The 17,918-nt window shown below is 65.1% G+C and carries 11 protein-coding genes and 1 other RNA gene; 6 read left to right on the top strand and 6 right to left on the bottom strand.

The genetic code is table 11. The annotated features are described in order from the left end of the window. Nucleotides 1-89: 89 nt before the first annotated feature. The 3 genes from ASF90_RS01775 to ASF90_RS01770 all read right to left on the bottom strand — a co-directional run bounded on the left by ASF90_RS01775 (nucleotide 90) and on the right by ASF90_RS01770 (nucleotide 5,381). The gene (locus ASF90_RS01775; protein ID WP_055845073.1) at nucleotides 90-2,231 is read right to left on the bottom strand and encodes a TonB-dependent receptor; all 2,142 of its coding nucleotides are present in this window, start codon (nucleotides 2,229-2,231) and stop codon (nucleotides 90-92) included. Nucleotides 2,232-2,437: 206 nt separating this feature from the next. Then, a non-coding RNA gene (locus ASF90_RS21165) (sX9 sRNA) lies at nucleotides 2,438-2,505 on the bottom strand. A 470-nt stretch (nucleotides 2,506-2,975) separates the two neighbouring features. Then, nucleotides 2,976-5,381 carry a penicillin acylase family protein gene (locus tag ASF90_RS01770; protein ID WP_055845068.1) on the bottom strand — a complete coding sequence of 802 codons (2,406 nt, stop codon included), beginning with the start codon at nucleotides 5,379-5,381 and terminating at the stop codon, nucleotides 2,976-2,978. A gap of 265 nt (nucleotides 5,382-5,646) precedes the next feature. On the opposite strand from ASF90_RS01770, the gene bfr reads away from it, so the two are divergent. Further along, nucleotides 5,647-6,132: a bacterioferritin gene (gene bfr, locus ASF90_RS01765; protein ID WP_074059611.1), complete on the top strand. Its 486-nt coding sequence runs from the start codon at nucleotides 5,647-5,649 to the stop codon at nucleotides 6,130-6,132. 280 nt (nucleotides 6,133-6,412) lie between these two features. On the opposite strand, the gene ASF90_RS01760 is transcribed toward bfr, so the two are convergent. The 3 genes from ASF90_RS01760 to ASF90_RS01750 form a co-directional block, all read right to left on the bottom strand. Continuing rightward, the gene (locus ASF90_RS01760; protein ID WP_055845062.1) at nucleotides 6,413-7,069 is read right to left on the bottom strand and encodes a thiopurine S-methyltransferase; all 657 of its coding nucleotides are present in this window, start codon (nucleotides 7,067-7,069) and stop codon (nucleotides 6,413-6,415) included. A gap of 781 nt (nucleotides 7,070-7,850) precedes the next feature. Then, nucleotides 7,851-10,094: a DNA topoisomerase IV subunit A gene (gene parC, locus ASF90_RS01755; protein ID WP_055845059.1), complete on the bottom strand. Its 2,244-nt coding sequence runs from the start codon at nucleotides 10,092-10,094 to the stop codon at nucleotides 7,851-7,853. Nucleotides 10,095-10,154: 60 nt separating this feature from the next. Then, on the bottom strand, nucleotides 10,155-11,006 hold the full coding sequence (locus tag ASF90_RS01750; RefSeq protein WP_055845056.1) for a helix-turn-helix transcriptional regulator: 852 nt from the start codon (nucleotides 11,004-11,006) through the stop codon (nucleotides 10,155-10,157). Nucleotides 11,007-11,128: 122 nt separating this feature from the next. On the opposite strand from ASF90_RS01750, the gene ASF90_RS01745 reads away from it, so the two are divergent. The 5 genes from ASF90_RS01745 to ASF90_RS01725 all read left to right on the top strand — a co-directional run bounded on the left by ASF90_RS01745 (nucleotide 11,129) and on the right by ASF90_RS01725 (nucleotide 17,457). Continuing rightward, nucleotides 11,129-11,569, top strand: coding sequence for a MarR family transcriptional regulator (locus ASF90_RS01745; RefSeq protein WP_055845053.1), 441 nt, complete (start codon nucleotides 11,129-11,131; stop codon nucleotides 11,567-11,569). Beyond that, nucleotides 11,566-13,080 (top strand): efflux transporter outer membrane subunit, encoded by a 1,515-nt coding sequence (locus ASF90_RS01740; protein ID WP_055845050.1) that lies wholly within the window; start codon nucleotides 11,566-11,568, stop codon nucleotides 13,078-13,080. Before ASF90_RS01745 ends, ASF90_RS01740 begins: the two co-directional genes overlap by 4 nt. A gap of 10 nt (nucleotides 13,081-13,090) precedes the next feature. Beyond that, entirely contained in the window at nucleotides 13,091-14,284 is a 1,194-nt protein-coding gene (locus ASF90_RS01735; RefSeq protein WP_055845048.1) for an efflux RND transporter periplasmic adaptor subunit, read from the top strand. A gap of 6 nt (nucleotides 14,285-14,290) precedes the next feature. Beyond that, entirely contained in the window at nucleotides 14,291-15,871 is a 1,581-nt protein-coding gene (locus ASF90_RS01730; RefSeq protein WP_055845045.1) for a DHA2 family efflux MFS transporter permease subunit, read from the top strand. Between the two features lie 251 nt (nucleotides 15,872-16,122). Then, on the top strand, nucleotides 16,123-17,457 hold the full coding sequence (locus tag ASF90_RS01725) for a serine hydrolase domain-containing protein (RefSeq protein ID WP_055845042.1): 1,335 nt from the start codon (nucleotides 16,123-16,125) through the stop codon (nucleotides 17,455-17,457). The last annotated feature ends 461 nt before the right edge of the window (nucleotides 17,458-17,918 follow it).

The following is a 17,918-nucleotide window of genomic DNA, read 5'->3' as shown; positions in this document are numbered from 1 at the left end:
GCGTGATCGTGATGGCGATGCTTGCCGGAGGGCGCGCCGGCGTTGCAAGCGTCGCGTGCTGCAGATGCTTGAGCGACGAGTCGCCGTGCTCAGAAGGTATAGGCCAACTGCGCATAGATGCGTCGCGGCTCGCCCGGAAAGTGCCCGCCACGCGCATTGAAGCCGCTCATCGCGTACACCTTGTCGAATAGATTCTTGACGTTGATCTGCAGCTTCCACGCATCCCACTGCGTCTGCCAGCTGATGTCGTAGATGGCGTACGGCTTGACGCGCTGGCCGTCCAGGCTGACGCGCTCGCCCACGTAGTCGGCGCCGAAGGCTACCGCCGAGCGCCAGGCCGGCAAGTCGTAGCGGGTCCACAGCCCGAGCGTGTTACGCGGTGCGTTGGCGAAGCGATCGCCCGATGCATTGGTGATGCCGTCGCTACCGGCATCGAGCACGCGCGCATCGTTGTAGGCGTAGGTCAGGTTGAGCACCCAGCGCTGGGTCAGATCGGCCAGCAGATCGACCTCCAGCCCTTCGCTGCGCACCAGGCCCAGCGCAGAGAGTTGGTTGACGCCATCGACGACGCTGCCGTTGGCCTGCACGATGTTGCTGCGCTCGATGCGATACAGCGCGGTATTGAGCGTCAGCCCGCCATCGTTGAGCGCGGTCTTCAGGCCAAGCTCCCATTGTTTGCTGCGCTCCGGGTCGAACGGCCCGCCGACGCTCGCATCCTGATTTGCCGCGTCCTGCGGCACAAACCCGCTGGCGTAACTCGCATAGGCATTGACGCCATCGCGCAGCACGAAGGTGCTGCCCACGCGCCAGCTGAGGTCGTTGCCGGTGATGCGCGAGCCATCCAGCAGGTTGTCGTCCTTGAAGCCATCCCAGCGCAGTCCGGCCATCGCATACCAGCGTGGGGTCAACGTCAGTTCGTCCTGCAGATACGCGCCGTAGCGCAGGCTACGCGTGCTGGTGGCACGCCAGGGCAGCGTGTCCAGGCCGTAATCGTAAAAGCCGCTACGCCCGTAGACCGGGTTGAACAAGTCGATGCCCGGCACCGGCCCGCGCACGCGTCCGCTATCTGCGGTATTGGCCGTTTGCGCACGGAAATCGGCATCCAGGCGATAGTAATCGGCGCCCATCAGCAGCTTGTGTGCGATGGCGCCGGTGCTGGTGCGGAACACCGCATTGACGTTGCTGGAAATGGCATCGTTGTCGCGGTACTGGTTGCGTAACTGCCGCGTCATCCACTCGGCGGTGCCGTCGCGATCGCGGTCGATCAAGCCCATCGGCTCGTGATAGATCTGATGCTCATCGTTTTTGAACCAGCGCAGTGCCATATCCACATCCCACGCACTGGAGGGCGCAAACCGATACTGCGCGAAGGCGACCTTGGCGCGCATGTCGAGAAAATCGGTGGGCTCGTTGTGGTTCCAGCGACGGTCGGTGAGGAAGCTGCCGTCGTCATCGACCGGCACGCCGCGCAGGCGATTGCCGCCCAGGTTCTGGGTGATATCGGTGTATTGCAAGGTGAGCTCGCCGGTGTCGCCGACATCGAAGGCCACCGAGGCATCGCCGATCTGGCTCTGGCTATCGGTGTTCCAGCGAAAGCCATCCTCGCCATCGGCATAGGCGCCGATGCGATAGCGGATGCGGCCGTCTTCGCGCGCCGGGCCGGTGGCTTCGAACGACGCTGCGCCGAACGATTGATTGCCCAGCTGCAGCTCCACCCGCCGCTGCGCCTGGTGCGCAGGCTTGCGGGTGACGTAGTTGATGACGCCGCCGGGTTCGCCGCCGCCATACAACGCACCGGCCGGACCCTTGAGCACTTCCACGCGTTCGATGTTGAACAGCTGCGGCACCGAAAAACCGGCATACGGATCGCCACGCAGACCGTCATACAGCACGTTTTCCTGTCGGAACCCGCGCAAGGTAACGCCCGCGTAGCTGAAGAAACTGATGCCGCTGATGCTGCGATACAGATCGGTGATCTGGCGCGCGGCCTGGTCGTCGATCAACTCGCGCGGCAGCACCTGCACCGATTGCGGCACCAGCGCCAGTGGCGTGTCGGTGCGCGTGGCGACCGCTGCATCGTCGGATTTGTATAACGTCTGCGCCCGACCGACCACGTTGACGCCATCCAGTTCGGTGACCGCAGGCGAGGTGCTGGTGTGCTGAGCGAAAGCGGATGGCGAGGGCAGGGCGAGCGCAGCGGTCAGCGCGGTGACAAGAAGCGTGGGGCGCATTGGTCGTTAATGATAATGGTTATCAAATGCATCTTATCATGCTGTGCTCGCTTGATCACATGCCCCGCCTGCCGTGCGGATGCCTGGACGCTGAAACGTGCAGATGTGCGAGGTGCAGCATCCAAAACGCCAAACGCCAAACGCCAAACGCCAAACGCCGAACGCCGAACGCCGAACGCCGAACGCCAAACGCAACCCATAAGCGTGGCTAACGAAACGTAGCGAACAGTCGTCAGGCGGGGCGCGGAGTAACCGGAGCGTATGCGTGGTACATACCCCACCGAGCAATGGCCGCGCCCGCCTGATGGCTGCACAGTCTTTTTTTAGCTGCTCTAAATGCAGACGTCAGAAGTGCAGCGCTCTCCCTCTTCCGATGGGAGAAGGTGCCCGAAGGGCGGATGAGGGGACACACGAAGCCTCGTGGTGTTTGTCATGCACAAGCCGCTTGAAACAAGCCGAGGCTGCGTCGCATCGCATGCCATCGGTCGCATGCGTGCGCACGTACCCTCACCCCAACCCCTCTCCCGCAGGAGAGGGGCTACTGCGGCTCGACCATTTCTTCGCTTGCGTCGAGACCGGTATCCGACAAATCGGACAACGCCAGCGCGCCTACTGCGGCTGCAAACGCAGCGTGTGCGTTGTGGTGGTCGGCAGGTCTCCCGCAGGAGAGGGGCTACTGCGGCTCAATCATTTCTTCGCTTGCATCGAGACCGGTATCCGACAGATCGGACAACGCCAGCGCGCTTACTGCGGCTGCAAACGCAGCGTGTGCGTTGTGGTGGTCGGCAGGAACGGAGTCGGACGGCCGTGGACCCAGTCGTCGTGGCCGGCGCCCCAGAACGGCGACAGTGGGTGGCCGCTCTGGCCGCCGGGCATGTGCACGATGCCGTCCTGCTCGTGGCCGGGCGACACCACCATGCGTTCGGAGGCGCCAAAGGCCGGGCCCTGGACGCGCGGCATGTCGCGGTCGCCTGGGAGTTGGTCGGCCGGCATGCACAGCCAGCGCGCGGCCAACGCCGGCAGCGCGCGTGCGATCGGGTGGCAGATGGCGGCGGTGTTGCGCTCGCCCCAGGTGCGTTTGTCGAGTGGCTGGCCTGGGTCGGCCTGCGCCACCAACTCCGCTTGCGCATTGCGTGCAGCATCGCTCAGCAATTGGTCCCAGCTTGCAAAGGCAGGCGGCAGCAGGTTGGCGGGGCGCTGCTGCAAGATCGGCCAGACGATGCCTTCCAGCTGTGCGCGACGCGGCGTCAGGAACTGCTCGCCCAATGCGGATTGGGCGGGCGCCAGCAGACCGGCTTCTACCGCATCGATGGTCTTGCTGCGGAAATCGCGCACGATGCGGTAGCTGACCGACGTGGTGGTTGCATGACCGTCCCACTGGCGCGTTGCTTGTTCGATCTGCTGCAACGCCGGGTCTTTGCTGTGCTCGACCACGCTGCGCAACAGCTGCCACCACCGCGTCAGCAACAGCGCACGGTCGTCCAGCTGGATCGCCAGCAGATCGCGCTCGCTAAAGCGCTGCTTTGCGAACAAGTCGTCGCGGATCTGCTGCGCACGCGCGCCGAGGTCGTAGCCGGCATTGCCAAGCGTGGCCAGTTGTTGCGTATCGACCACGCGGCTATTGGCGGTCCATAGCCGATGCGAGGGCGGGTCGACCAATGCCGGCGCCGCATCGCTGCGTACCGGCCATGGCATGCAGGTGGGCGGCGGTGTGCCGGTCTGCGCAGGAGGTGTGGGCAAGGTCGGCTGAGCTGCAGAGGTCGCAAGCTCGGCAATGCCGGTCGGGCTGCATCCAGCGTTGCGTGCAGGACGTGCGCCGATCAGGCGCCAGGCGATGCGCCCGCTGCGGTCGGCCAGCAACAGGTTCTGTGCCGGAATGCCCGAGCGGTCGGCCACTTCAAATGCGCTCTGCAGGTCGCGTGCGCTGCTCATCTGTGCGAAGTCCAGACGGATCGCGCCGGGCAGCTGCGCGGCCCAGCGCAGCGCCAGCAGGCTGCCATCCTGGTTTTCATGCAGGATTGGCCCCCACGCCGCTTCGCGTACGTCCAGGCGCACCGGCGCAGCGCCCGCCACACGAATCGTTTCGACATGCGTGGTCAGCGCTTGCGGATGCTCGGGCGTGGCAGCGGGAATCCGCGCAAAGTCGGCGGTGTCGATATAGCTGTTGGTGAACGCCCAGGCTACATGGCCATTGCTGCCGACCACCACCGCAGGCAGGCCGGGCAGGGTGAAGCCGGTGACGTCCACCTTGCCGTCCGGCGCCGCGGCGTCGGGATAGCGCAGCCGCGCGCGGAACCAGATGTTGGGCGCGCGCAGGCCCAGATGCATGTCGTCGGCGACGATGGCGCGGCCGTCGGCCGTGAGGCTGCCATCCACTGCAAAATTATTGCTGCCCGGGGTGGGTTGCTCGGCAGGCGGTGTAGCGGGCGGATGCGGCAAGCGACGCAGATCCAGCGCAGCCGCATCGGGCAACACGGCATCGCCGTGCGCCGCGCCGAACAGTGGCGCGTCCCAGCTGGAGCCTTGATGATCGAGCAGCGCCGCCAGGGCGGGCGGCACCACGGCGCGGATGCGCGCGGCAGCCAGTTCGGTCTGATTGTCGCTGTCCTGCAGGTCGGCATACATCGCCAAGCCGGTGAGGATGGAGTCTTCCAACGTCCAGGCGCGCGGGGTCTGGCGCAGCAGTAGATATGGCCACGGCCGCACCGGCAGCGCGGCCAGACCTGCATTCACGCCGTCGGTGTAGGCCTGCAGAGCCGCGCGCTGGCTGCCGGCGGCGATGTCCAGGTTGGCATGCACGCGTGCGCGCAGCCGATGCACGCGGTTGCGCTTGTCCAGATCCACCGCTTTGGGGCCGAACAGTTCGGACAATTCACCGGCAGGCGCGCGGCGCATCAGATCCATCTCGAAATAGCGCTCCTGCGCATGCACGTAGCCGAGTGCGCGCATCGCATCGGCCTGGCTGGCCGCGTCGATGGTGACCACGCCGTTGTGGTCGCGCTGCACGCCGACTGGGGCGGTCAGGCCGGTCAAGGGCGTCTCGCCGTCCAACTGCGCCAGGCTGCCGCGCAGCAGCAGATACAGCGTCAGGCCGGCGGCGAGCACCAGCACCACAGTTGCCAATATCAGCCGGGTCAGCCATTTGCGCATCGTCTATTCCTTGGAGCGTGGTTCGTGGGTAGCCGACAGACCTTGGCGGGCAGTGGGGCGGGAGCAGCAGCACTGGCGCATCAAGTGCAGTGCTGGCCGATACCGCCCGTTTGCCACTGCGCCGTGGTGGTTTGGGTCGTCTCAGTGTGGCCGCAGATCATGACCGCGACGGGTCTTGCCGCAAGCGCAACTGAAAGTGATTCCGATTAGATCATTGCCCGCCGGCTTAGTGCACCATGCGCGCATTGCGTTGCTGGAGCACACCATGAAAGGCCATCCCGAAGTCGTCGATTACCTCAAACAGCTGCTACGCGGCGAACTGGCGGCACGCGACCAGTATTTTCTGCATTCGCGCCGCTACGAGGATCAGGGCCTGATGGCGCTGTACGAGCGCATCAATCATGAGATGCAGGAAGAGACCGAGCACGCCGACGCGTTGCTACGTCGCATCCTGTTCCTGGAAGGCGACCCGGATATGCGCCCGGCGGAGTTTGCGCCAGGCAAGACCGTGGTCGAGATGCTCGAGCGCGATTTGGTGGTGGAATACGAAGTACGCGCGGCGCTCGCTGCCGGCATGAAGCTGTGCGAAGAGCACGGCGATTACGTCAGCCGCGACATGCTGCTCAAGCAGCTGCAGGACACCGAAGAAGATCATGCCTGGTGGCTGGAGCAGCAGCTCGGCCTGATCAAGCGGATCGGCCTGGAGCTGTACCAGACCTCGAAGATCGACAAGGGCCACGTGGCCGGTTGATTGCGGGATCGCTGCCGACCGCTGTGCGGTGCAAGGCCGCGCGGCGGTGGCGGCCTCGGCGTATGGGCCAGCGCGATAGACGGCCCACGCGTCTATCGCGCCCCGATCGGATGTGCTGATCTCATCGCTCTACCGCTGGTCGAGCTGAGCTAGATCGCCGTCTTGGTGCCGGCGTTTTTCGTCAAGGCCGTCCATGCGTCGAGAGTAGCGCTGCAGACCTTGTTTCGACATTGCCTGCGGTCCGCCGCGATGTAGCCGACACCGGCGGTGAGGCTGGGTGTCAGCTGCGTTGCAGGCGATACACCGCGGTGGAGAGTGCGGTGACGCCATCGGCACGGAAACGCGATTCCTGATCAAGGATGTCGCGCTGTTCCAACTGCTGCACCTGCCATTGCGCCTGAAACAGCGTCTGCACCTCGGCCGCATCCACCGCGAAGGGTGGGCCGGCCTTTTCGGCTTGCGGATAATCCAGCGTGATCAGCAGCCCGCGACACGCTGCAGGCAAGCGCGCGTAGGTGGTTTCCAAGTACCGCCAGCGCAGATCCGCCGGCAAGGCCACCAGCGCGGCACGGTCGTAGACCGCCGTGCAATCGGCCAACACGCTTGCGTCCAGCGCAAAGGCGTCGCCGCAGATGATCTCGATGGGGCCGGCGACGAAATGTTCGCCAGCGCTGCTGGTGTGGCGCTGCGGGTGCAGGTTGGCCTCATCGAAGAACTGCGTCACGGCCAGCGGCGAGAGCTCCACACCCAGGACACGATGGCCTTGCGCAGCCAGCCAATGCAGATCCAGCGTCTTGCCGCAGAGCGGCACCAATACGCGTGCAGCGTGTGGCAACTGCAGTGCGGGCCAGTGCTTTTGCAGCAGCGGCATCACCTCATCCTGATGAAAGCCGGTCTGCCCGTCCTGCCAGCGCTGCAGCCAGAAGTTTGTGTCCATGCTGTTGCCTTGTTGGTTTGCGTTGACGAGTGACGTAGTGGTGGGAATAGCAGTGACATCTCAGATCTAAAGGAGCCGATCAGACCGCACCGCGCCGGGCATCCGCGCGACATGCACACCGACCATCTTGACTGGTCCTTGCTCGCCCGCCGTCGCGGGACCTTATGCGGCATGGATGCCGCATAAGAGCTACATGGACGTACTTGCAGCGTGTCCTGCGATGGTGGGCGGGCAAGGGCCCTGCAGTAAATCCGCAGATCAACCACGCTACAACCGACGCATCTGCACCGTGCGAGGCAGAGCTTGAGCTTCAGCGTCGTCTCGTTGTTCCAAGCCGAGCTGATCGAGGGCGCGATGCCCTCAGCGCTCGCGGGACACGTCGTATATCCATCCATGGAGACTCCGTGGCGACATCCATGTCGCCACAGGGTCCCGCGAGCGCTGAGGACATCGCACCTGCAATTTGGCCGTGTGCTGATAGAAACCACAACGCCGGCCGCGCCTATCTGGTGGTGATTTTATTAGCCACCCAAAACGCCCGAACAACGTGCAGTCGCGCGGCGCTTCAGCGAACCACCGTTACTGAGCTTCCAGCCTGTCCACCTTTTGTTGCGCCTCAGTGAATCAGGGCTCAGCGTCAGTGCCAACCGCGCCGCCGCGCATCACCGCGATGACAGACCGTTACTGCACTTCCAGTCCATCGACCTTTTGCCGCATCTCAGTGAAAAGCGGCGGCGGTAATGCCAGCCGCGCCGCCGCGCGCCGATTGGATGACAGGCCGTTACTGCACTTCCAGTCCATCCACCTTCTGCCACCCTCGCGGCAACAACGAGCCACGACTCGCACGTGTGCCCACATAGGTGTCCAGATCCTTGAACGACAGGCTCATGGTGCGCGCGCCGCTGCGTACCAGCAGGGTGTTGCCCGGTGCCACCGCGACCACCGCCACCACGCGCTCGGTGCCGAGTTTGGCCTTGGGGATCTCGATGATCTTGTTGCCTTTGCCCTTGTCCAGCTCAGGCACGTCGGTGGCCGGCACGGCCAGCAGGTTGCCGGCGCTGGTGACGGCAACGATGCGGTCGGTCTGCGGGTTGCTCACCTGCGCCGGGCTCAGCACATGCGAGCCGGCGGTCAGGTTGAGCATCGCTTTGCCGGCCTTGTTGCGGCCGGTGAGGTTTTCGAAACGGGTCACGAAGCCATAGCCGTGCGAGGACGCCAGCACGAAGCGGGTGGCATTGTCGGCACTGGCCATGACCTGGAACGATGCGCCGGAGGCCGGCGAAAAACGCCCGGTCAGCGGTTCGCCGTTACCACGTGCAGAGGGCAGGGTGTGCACGGCAGTGGAATAAGCGCGGCCGTCCGAATCCAGAAACGCCACCTGATGCGTGCTGCGGCTACGCACCGCGGTCAGCAGGCTGTCGCCATCGCGATACGACATGCCGGCCGGATCGACCTCGTGGCCCTTGGCTGCGCGCACCCAGCCCTTTTCCGACAGCACTACCGTCATCGGTTCGCTGGCGACCATCTCGGTTTCGTCGATCGCCTGCGCGGCGCCGCGCTGCACCAGCGGCGAGCGACGCGCGTCGCCGAACTTCTTGGCGTCGGCGGTGAGCTCGTCCTTGATCAGCTTCTTCAGCTTGGTCTTGCTTTCCAGGATGGCCATCAACTGCGCGCGTTCCTTGGCCAGCGCTTCCTGCTCGCCGCGGATCTTCATTTCTTCCAGGCGCGCCAACTGACGCAGCTTGGTTTCTAGGATGTATTCGGCCTGTTCCTCGCTGAGCGCGAAACGGGCGATCAACACCGGCTTGGGTTCGTCTTCGCTGCGGACGATGCGGATCACTTCGTCCAGATTGAGGAAAGCGATCAACAAGCCTTCCAACAGGTGCAGACGACGCTCGACCTTCTGCAGGCGATGGTTGAGGCGGCGGGTGACGGTGTCGCTGCGGAAGGTCAGCCACTCCGTCAGCAGCTGGCGCAGGTTCTTGACCTTCGGGCGGCCATCCAGACCGATCACATTGAGATTGACGCGGTAGCTGCGTTCCAGATCGGTGGTGACGAACAAGTGGCCCATCAACTGCTCGGCATCCACGCGATTGGAGCGCGGCACCAGGACGACACGCACCGGGCTGGTGTGGTCGGATTCGTCGCGAATGTCTTCCAGCCACGGCAGCTTCTTGGCGCGCATTTGCTGGGCGATCTGTTCGATCACCTTGGACGGCGACACCTGATACGGCAGCGCATCGATGACGATGTTGGCGTGTTCCCGTTTATAGGTGGAACGTGCGCGCACGCTGCCATGGCCGGTCTCGTAGATGGCGCGCAGGTCGGCGGCCGGGGTAATGATTTCCGCGGTGGTCGGGTAGTCCGGGCCCAGCACGTGCTCGCACAGGTCGGCGACCGTGGCATCGGGGTCGTCGAGCAGGCGCAGCAGCGCGCTGACGATCTCGTTGAGGTTGTGCGGTGGTACGTCGGTGGCCATGCCGACGGCAATGCCGGTGGTGCCGTTGAGCAGCAGGTGCGGCAGGCGCGCCGGCAACCAGGTTGGCTCTTCCAGGGTGCCGTCGAAGTTGGCCGCCCAGTCGGTGGTGCCCTGGCTGATCTCGCCCAGCAGCACTTCGGCGATCGGGGTCAGCTTGGATTCGGTGTAACGCATCGCCGCAAACGACTTGGGATCGTCGGTGGAGCCGAAGTTGCCCTGGCCTTCGATCAGCGGGTAGCGGTACGAGAACGGCTGCGCCATCAGCACCAGCGCTTCGTAGCACGCGCTGTCGCCGTGCGGATGGTACTTACCGATGACATCGCCCACGGTGCGCGCGGACTTCTTCGGCTTGGCGGCCGCGTTCAGGCCGAGCTCGCTCATCGCGAAGATGATGCGGCGCTGCACCGGCTTCAGGCCATCGCCCAGGAACGGCAGGGCGCGGTCGAGCACCACGTACATCGAATAATCGAGATAGGCGCGTTCGGCGTACTCGCGCAGCGGCAGCTGTTCGAAGCCGTGGAAGGTGGGGCGGGTCAGATCGGTCATGTAAAGCCAGGTCCTGCGAAAGAAGAACCCGCACCAGAGCGCGGACTCGAAGAGCGCCGATTATCCGGATGCGGCGGGGGATGCCAAGCCGCGCGCGTGGCCGGCGGCCAGATAACGGGTGGGCGGGGCGCCGAAATGGCGGTGAAACACACTGACGAAGGCACTGGGGCTGCTGTAGCCGAGCTGGTCGGCCACCTGCGCCACGGCGCTGCCCTGGCTGAGCCGGCGCAGACCTTCGGCCAGCCGGGCCTGCTGGCGCCACTGCGCAAAACTCAACCCGGTCTCGTCGCGAAAATGTCGGCTCAGGCTGCGCGGCGACAGCCCGCCCCAATCGGCCCAGGCATCGAGCGGGCGCGGGTCGGCGGGGGTGGCGAGCAATTGCCGGGCAATCCGCAGCAGGCGGCGGTCGGCCGGCATCGGCAGGTGCAGGTGGTCGATCTGGACCTGGCATAGCTCGTCCAGTAGCACCGCAGCCAGCCGTTGCTGGGCGGTATCCAGCGGCTGATCCAGCGGCCAGCTGGCGGCGCGCATGATCGCTTCGCGCGCCAACCCGGTCAGCCGGATCACGCCGCCTTGCGCGGGCAGGGCGGCGCAGGCATCCGGCCGCACCACCACGCCCCAGCCGCGCATCGGACCGGCCAGCTCTACGGTGTGCTGCTGGCCGGGCGGCATCCAGCCGGCGCAGCCCGGTGGCAGCGACAGCGCGCCTTGCTCGGTGTGCACGGTCAGCACCCCTTGCTCGACAAACATCAGCTGCCCGCGCACATGCGTATGCCAGGCGGTCTCCGGCGCCCACACCGCGCGCAGGTCGGCCAGGAACGCGATCAGCACCGGCCCGTCGGCCCATTCGAAGCTGGCACGTACGCCAGGGGGAAGGGCGTCCACGGTCGTTGGCGGGTTTTCGATAGTCATTGGCCTGATTGTATTACCGGGCCAGACGGAGTGGCGCGTAAGGTGACGATCCTTGCTGACGGTTTAATCCCGGTTGAGATATTTGCGTTGACAAATATATTTTTCGGAACAAAATGTGCTGCATGAATTTAACCCCCACCGCTCCGCCGTCGTTCGGGTTGCTGTTGCGCCAGGTGCGCGACGCGCTGATGCGTCAGCTCGAGGCCGAGATGAAGGGCGAGCTGCCCGACTTCGGTTTCAGTCACTACGTCGGTCTGAAGATCCTGGCAGTGCGTTCGCCCTGCACGGCCAACGAACTGGCGCAGGCGCTGGACCAGACGCCGAGCGCGGTGACCCGCCTGCTCGACAAGCTCGAGGCCTTGGGCGCAGTGCGGCGCGAGCCGCATGCCCAGGACCGGCGCGCGCTGCAGATCGTCATGACCGAGCAGGGCGTGGCGCTGTGGGAACGGCTGCGCTTGCGCGGCGAACGTGCGATCGAGCATGGCCTGCGCGACCTGGATGCCCCTGAGCGCGAGCAACTCACCTCCCTTCTTATCCGTGTCCGCGATGCACTCAACTCATGAACGCTGCTAGTTCCTTCATCCAGACGCTGCGCCCGCGCTCGATGCGCCTGGCGCGGCCGCTTGTTCTCACCGCGTTGACGCTGGCGCTGGCCGCCTGCGCCAGCAGCCGTGGGCTGGCGCCGCAAGGCACCTTGCTCGACGCCAGCCAGCTGCATGCCGAGCGCACCCTGGCGCAAGCCGGGCTGAGCCCAGCCGCATGGCCGGCTAGCGATTGGTGGCGCGCGCTGGGCGATGCGCAATTGAATGCGCTGATCGGCGAGGGCCTGCAGCACAGCCCCAGCCTTGACGCCGCCGACGTGCGCCTGCGCCAGGCACAGGCCCGTATCGGCACCGCGCAGGCCGATCGCGGCCCCAGCCTGTCGGTCTCCGGCGGCTACGCAGGCGTGCAGTTGCCGGAATCGGTGGCCGGTGAGGAACGCGGCGGACGCTTTGGTGGTAACGGTCAGTTGGTGGTGGATTTCCGCTACGGCGTGGACCTGTGGGGCGGCAAGCGCGCCGCCTGGGAAGCGGCGGTGGACACCGCGCACGCGGCCGAGGTGGATGCGCAGGCAGCGCGCCTGAACCTGTCGGCGGCGATCGCCGAAGCCTATGCGCAGCTCGACTACGCCTGGCGTCTGCACGATGTGGCCGACGAAGAACTGGCGCGCTCGCGCAAGACCGTGGAACTCACCCAGCAGCGCCGCAGTGCCGGCATCGACAGCGATCTGCAACTGCGTCAGGCGCAGGCCCGGGTGCCGGCCGCGCAGCAGCAGGTGCAGTCGTCGCAGCAACAGATCGACGAGGCGCGTAACGCGCTGGCGGCGTTGCTTGGCCAGGGCCCGGACCGCGGGCTGGACATCGCACGCCCGGTGCTGGGCGCGACCATTGCCGCGCAGCTGCCGAGCAACCTGCCGGCCGATCTGCTCGGCCGTCGCCCGGACGTGGTGGCTGCGCGCTGGCGCGTGGAGGCGGCCGACAAGGACATCGCCACGGCCAAGACGCGCTTCTATCCCAGCTTCAACATCATCGCCCTGGGCGGCGTAGTGAACCGCGATGTCGGCCAGTTACTGGAAAGCGCGTCGGTGTTCGGCGTGGTTGCGCCGGCATTGAGCCTGCCGATTTTCGACGGCGGCAAGCTGCGCGCCAATCTGGCCGGCAGCGACGCGCAGTACGACCTGGCGGTGGCCGACTACAACCAGAAAGTGATCGCGGCGCTGCGCGAAGTGGCCGACCAGGCCAACGCAGTGCGTTCGCTGGAGCAACGCGCACGTGCGCAGGACGACGCCGTGCAGACCGCTGCTGCGGCATTCGATCTGGCGCAGCAGCGCTACCGCGCCGGTATCGGCGGCTATCTGGACGTGCTCAGCGTGCAGGAGCAATTGCTCGTCGCACGCCAGCGCATGGCCGGGCTGCAGTCGCAACAACTTTTGGCCTCGGTGAGGTTGCAGCGTGCGCTGGGCGGCGGATTCACGCCGGAGCCCGCACGCGACACCGCACACACCGCGCCCACTTCCGCACAACCGAATTCCTGAGACATCGACGATGAGCCAGACGACTCCAACTTCTTCCCAACCCGCGCCCGCCGCACCGAGCAAGCGCCGTGCGGCGCTGCGCATCGTGGCCATTGTGGTGATCCTGGCGATCATCGGCATCGTGACCTGGTACGTCCTGGTCGGCCGCTGGTATGAGGACACCGACGACGCCTACGTGCAGGGTAACCAGGTGCAGATCACCCCGATGGTGGGCGGCACGGTGGTCAGCATTGGTGCCGAAGACGGCATGCGCGTCGAACGCGGCCAGCTGCTGGTGCAACTGGATCCGGCCGATACCGCAGTGGCGTTGCAGCAGGCCGAAGCCAACCTGGCCAAGACCGTGCGCCAGGTGCGTGGTCTGTACCGCAGCGTGGAAGGCGCGCAGGCCGAATTGTCGGCACGCGAAGTCACCTTGCGCAGTGCCCGTGCCGACTTTGCGCGACGCAAGAATCTGGCTGCCAGTGGCGCCATTTCCAATGAAGAACTGGCGCATGTCCGCGAAGAACTGGCTGCCGCCGAAGCGGCAGTGAGCGGCTCGCGCGAGAGCTTCGAGCGCAACCGTGCGCTGATCGACGACAGCGCGTTGTCCAATCAGCCGGATGTACAGACGGCTGCAGCGCAGGTGCGTCAGGCCTATCTCAACCACGCACGTACCGGTGTGGTGGCACCGGTGTCCGGCTATGTCGCACGCCGTTCGGCGCAGGTTGGCCAACGCGTGCAGCCGGGTAGCGTGCTGATGGCGGTGGTGCCGCTGGAGCAGGTGTGGGTGGAAGCCAACTTCAAGGAAACCCAGCTCAAGCACATGCGCCTGGGCCAGGAAGTGGAACTGCATTCGGATCTGTACGGCGGTGGCGTCGACTACACCGGTCGCATCGAGAGTCTGGGCCTGGGCACCGGCAGCGCGTTCTCGCTGTTGCCGGCGCAAAACGCCAGCGGCAACTGGATCAAGATCGTGCAGCGCGTGCCGGTGCGCATTGCGGTGGACAGCAAGCAACTGGCCGACAACCCGCTGCGCATTGGCTTGTCGATGAAGGTCGACGTCAATCTGCATGACCAGCAGGGCAGCGTGCTGCCGACCAAGCTGGCGACCGGCTCGGTGTTCTCCACCGATGTGTATGCGCAGCAGTTGCAGGCTGCCGACGCCGACATCCATCGCATCATCCAGGACAACCTGCCGTCGCAGGCTGCCAGCAAGGCGGGCTAAGCCACCATGTCTTCGCAAGCTCCCACCGCGTCCGGCGGCCCGGCGGCGCCGGCGCCCGCGGCCGGCTTTCGTCCGGCCAGCGTGGCGTTGTGCACCATGGGCCTGGCCATGGCCTCGTTCATGCAGGTGCTGGACACCACCATCGCCAACGTCTCGCTGCCGACCATCGCCGGCAATCTCGGCGCAAGTTCGCAGCAGGCCACCTGGGTCATCACCTCGTTCGCGGTGAGCACGGCGATCGCGTTGCCGCTGACCGGCTGGTTGAGCCGGCGCTTTGGCGAAACCAAGTTGTTCGTGTGGTCGACGCTGGCGTTCACCGTGGCATCGCTGTTGTGCGGCTTGGCGCAGAGCATGGGCATGCTGGTGGTCGCACGCGCGCTGCAGGGGTTTGTCGCCGGGCCGATGTATCCCATCACCCAAAGTTTGCTGGTGTCGATCTACCCGCGCGAAAAACGTGGGCAGGCGCTGGCGTTGCTCGCAATGATCACCGTGGTCGCGCCGATTGCCGGCCCGATCCTGGGCGGCTGGATTACCGACAACTACAGCTGGGAATGGATCTTTCTGATCAACGTGCCGCTGGGCATCATCGCCAGCAGTATTGTGGGGTCACAGTTGCGGCATCGCCCCGAACAGCTCGAAAAACCGCGCATGGATTACATCGGCCTGATCCTGCTGGTGGTCGGCGTGGGCGCGCTGCAGCTGGTGCTGGACCTGGGCAATGACGAAGACTGGTTCTCGTCCGACAAGATCGTGGTGCTGGCCTGTGTCGCCGCCGTGGCGCTGGTGGTGTTCGTGATCTGGGAACTCACCGACAAGGACCCCATCGTCGATCTCAAACTGTTTCGACATCGCAACTTCCGCGCCGGCACCTTGGCGATGGTGGTGGCGTATGCGGCGTTCTTCAGCGTGAGCCTGTTGATCCCGCAGTGGCTGCAACGCGACATGGGCTATACCGCGATCTGGGCCGGCCTGGCCACCGCGCCAATCGGCATCCTGCCGGTGTTGATGACGCCGTTCGTGGGCAAGTACGCATTGCGGTTCGATCTGCGCATGCTGGCCACCGTCGCCTTTATCTTTTTGTCGTTCACCAGCTTCCTGCGCTCCAACTTCAACCTGCAGGTGGACTTCAGCCACGTGGCCACCGTGCAATTGGTGATGGGTGTCGGCGTTGCGTTGTTCTTCATGCCGGTGCTGCAGATTCTGCTATCGGATCTGGACGGGCGCGAGATCGCGGCCGGCTCCGGCCTGGCGACGTTCCTGCGGACGTTGGGCGGCAGCTTTGCTGCATCGCTGACCACGTATCTGTGGGCGCGACGCACGCAAGTGCACCACGCGCATATCACCGAACACATCTCGGTCTACACGTCCGGCATGCAGGAACAGGTCACCGCGATGGGGCAGGGCGACCTGCAACGCGGCGCGGCCTCGCTCAACAACATGATCAACCACCAGGCCTCGCAGATGGGCTTCAACGACATCTTCTATCTGCTCGGCTGGACGTTCCTGGCGATCATCTTCTTCCTGTGGTTGGCGAAGCCGCCGTTCGGTGCGGGCGCCGGTGGCGCTGCAGCGGCTGGGGGACACTGAGCGCACGGCAGGTTGTGCGGCTCGGCTAGACTGGCGCTGTTCACTCAGGAGCAGCGCCGATGGTCAGGTGTTGGGCAGGTAGGGCATTCACGGATGGAGCTTCGCCAGCCACGACGCGATCATCGCGTCTGCCGGCGCGGCGACTACACCTTCCGCACTGGTTTGCATGGTTGCTGCTGTGTCTTGCGGTGTGCTGTTGCTTTCCCGTCGCTGCCACGCCTGAGCCTCTTGCCGACCGTCTGACCCGGCAGATGCAGCTCAATCGGCAACGCTACGGCATCGTCGGCCAAGCGGTGGTTGTCGTGCACAACGGCAAGCGGGTGTTTCGCGGAGTCGACGGCGTTGCCGATCTGCAGACGCAGCAGCCGGTCACGCCCGAGCAGATCTTTCCGGCGTTTTCGGTCGCCAAGCTGTTTGTCAGCACCTTGATCATGCAATTAGTGGAAGCAGGTGAGATCGACCTGGATCAGCCGGCCAGGCAGTATCTGCCTGCGTTACCCGAACCCTGGAAGCACATCACCGTTCGGCAGCTGCTCGATCACACCTCCGGTCTGCCGGAGTACTTTGAACCGTCGCAGATGCGTGGCGCGGACGAGGCCAATGCGCGCTTTGCGGCCAGCGCGCAGGCGATGTTCGAGCGACTGGCCACACAGCCCTTGGTTGCCGTTCCCGGCAGCGATACGCGCTATACCAACATCAATTACGTGGTGCTTGGGCAGCTACTGCAGGCGCACTACCGCAAGCCGTATCCGCAGATTGCATCGGAGCGAATCATCACCAAGCTGCATCTGACGCACACATCAATTGGACTTCCACTGCTGCCTGCGCATCGCGTAGCCAGCGCGTATCTCGGCACCGACGGCAAGCTGGAGCCGGAGCCCACTGTCGCCTGGCCGGAGTACGCGCTGGCGCATGGGCAGTTGTACACAAGCGTCGACGATCTGAGCACGTTTCTGGAGGCGGTGCGGACCGGGCGCCTGGTGGGCAAGGAGACCCTACGCAAGCTCTGGCAACCGCAGACGCTTCCCAATGGGCAGCGCGGCTGGTTCGCCAGTGGTTGGGAGGTCGGGCAAGACGATGCGTATCAATCTGTCGGCCACGATGGCGGCGCGCGAGTGCGGGTGCGGATCCTGTTCGATACGACGCTTGATGGTGACAGCTACAGCGTGGTCTATCTCACTAATGGAAGTGCGCGCGGTGTGTGGAGCAGGGTGCTGCTGGACAGCGTCGTTGCCACGCTCTCAACGCAACGGTTTCCCAGCAAATCGCTGGCTGAAACACTGATCGCCTTCGCACTGCGCGCTCCCGACGAGCAGGAGACCCGCATCTTTGCGCAGGCACTCCGGGCGCGGCCCGGCCTCTCCGACGAGGCGCTCGAACGGGCGATCAACACCACCGGCTACACCGTGCTGTCCAACCTGGGCGCCACCGCCGCGATCAGGGTGTTTGCACTCAACGTGGACTTGTTCCCGGCATCGAGCAATGCGCTGGACAGCCTGGCGGAGGCGTATGAGGCGGCCGGAGACCTCGCACGCGCCAAGCGCATCAGTCAAGCGATCAGGGACAAGTCCAGCAGTCCTGACTAAGCGCAGCTAACACGCCACTGTCGCAGTAAAGCCAGATGCCGCCGCGGTCGGCGAGCACATTGAACGCTGTACCAAGGCCGCAGTGGTGCGATCACATCTGCGCCCGATGCGTCTGCGACGGGCTAGTATGCGCCTGCTGTGCCCACGCGGGTGGGCTGAGCGTGGCAATCTGCAATAAGGCACGTGGCAGCGAGCGACGCATGGGGATTGCCGTGAAGGTGACGCGGCATCCTCATGCGTTTGGATCGCGTGCGGCGCGTGTCGAAAGTCACTGCCTCGCGCGCTACGGCGCTTGTGTGTCTGTAAAACACCGCAACGGCGTGCAGCCATGTGGTGTTTGTTGGCAGCACATGGCTTTGGATCACTGCGGCTGCGCGTGCTGCGCGGCGTGAGCTTGGCTGGTGCTCAGTGACCTTGCCGCGCGATGGCGGAATCGTTCGATGGACCTGCCGCCGGAGACT

This window comes from Xanthomonas sp. Leaf148, from assembly GCF_001423585.1.
Taxonomy (GTDB): Bacteria; Pseudomonadota; Gammaproteobacteria; order Xanthomonadales; family Xanthomonadaceae; genus Xanthomonas.
This window is presented reverse-complemented; position numbering and strand designations above follow the sequence as displayed.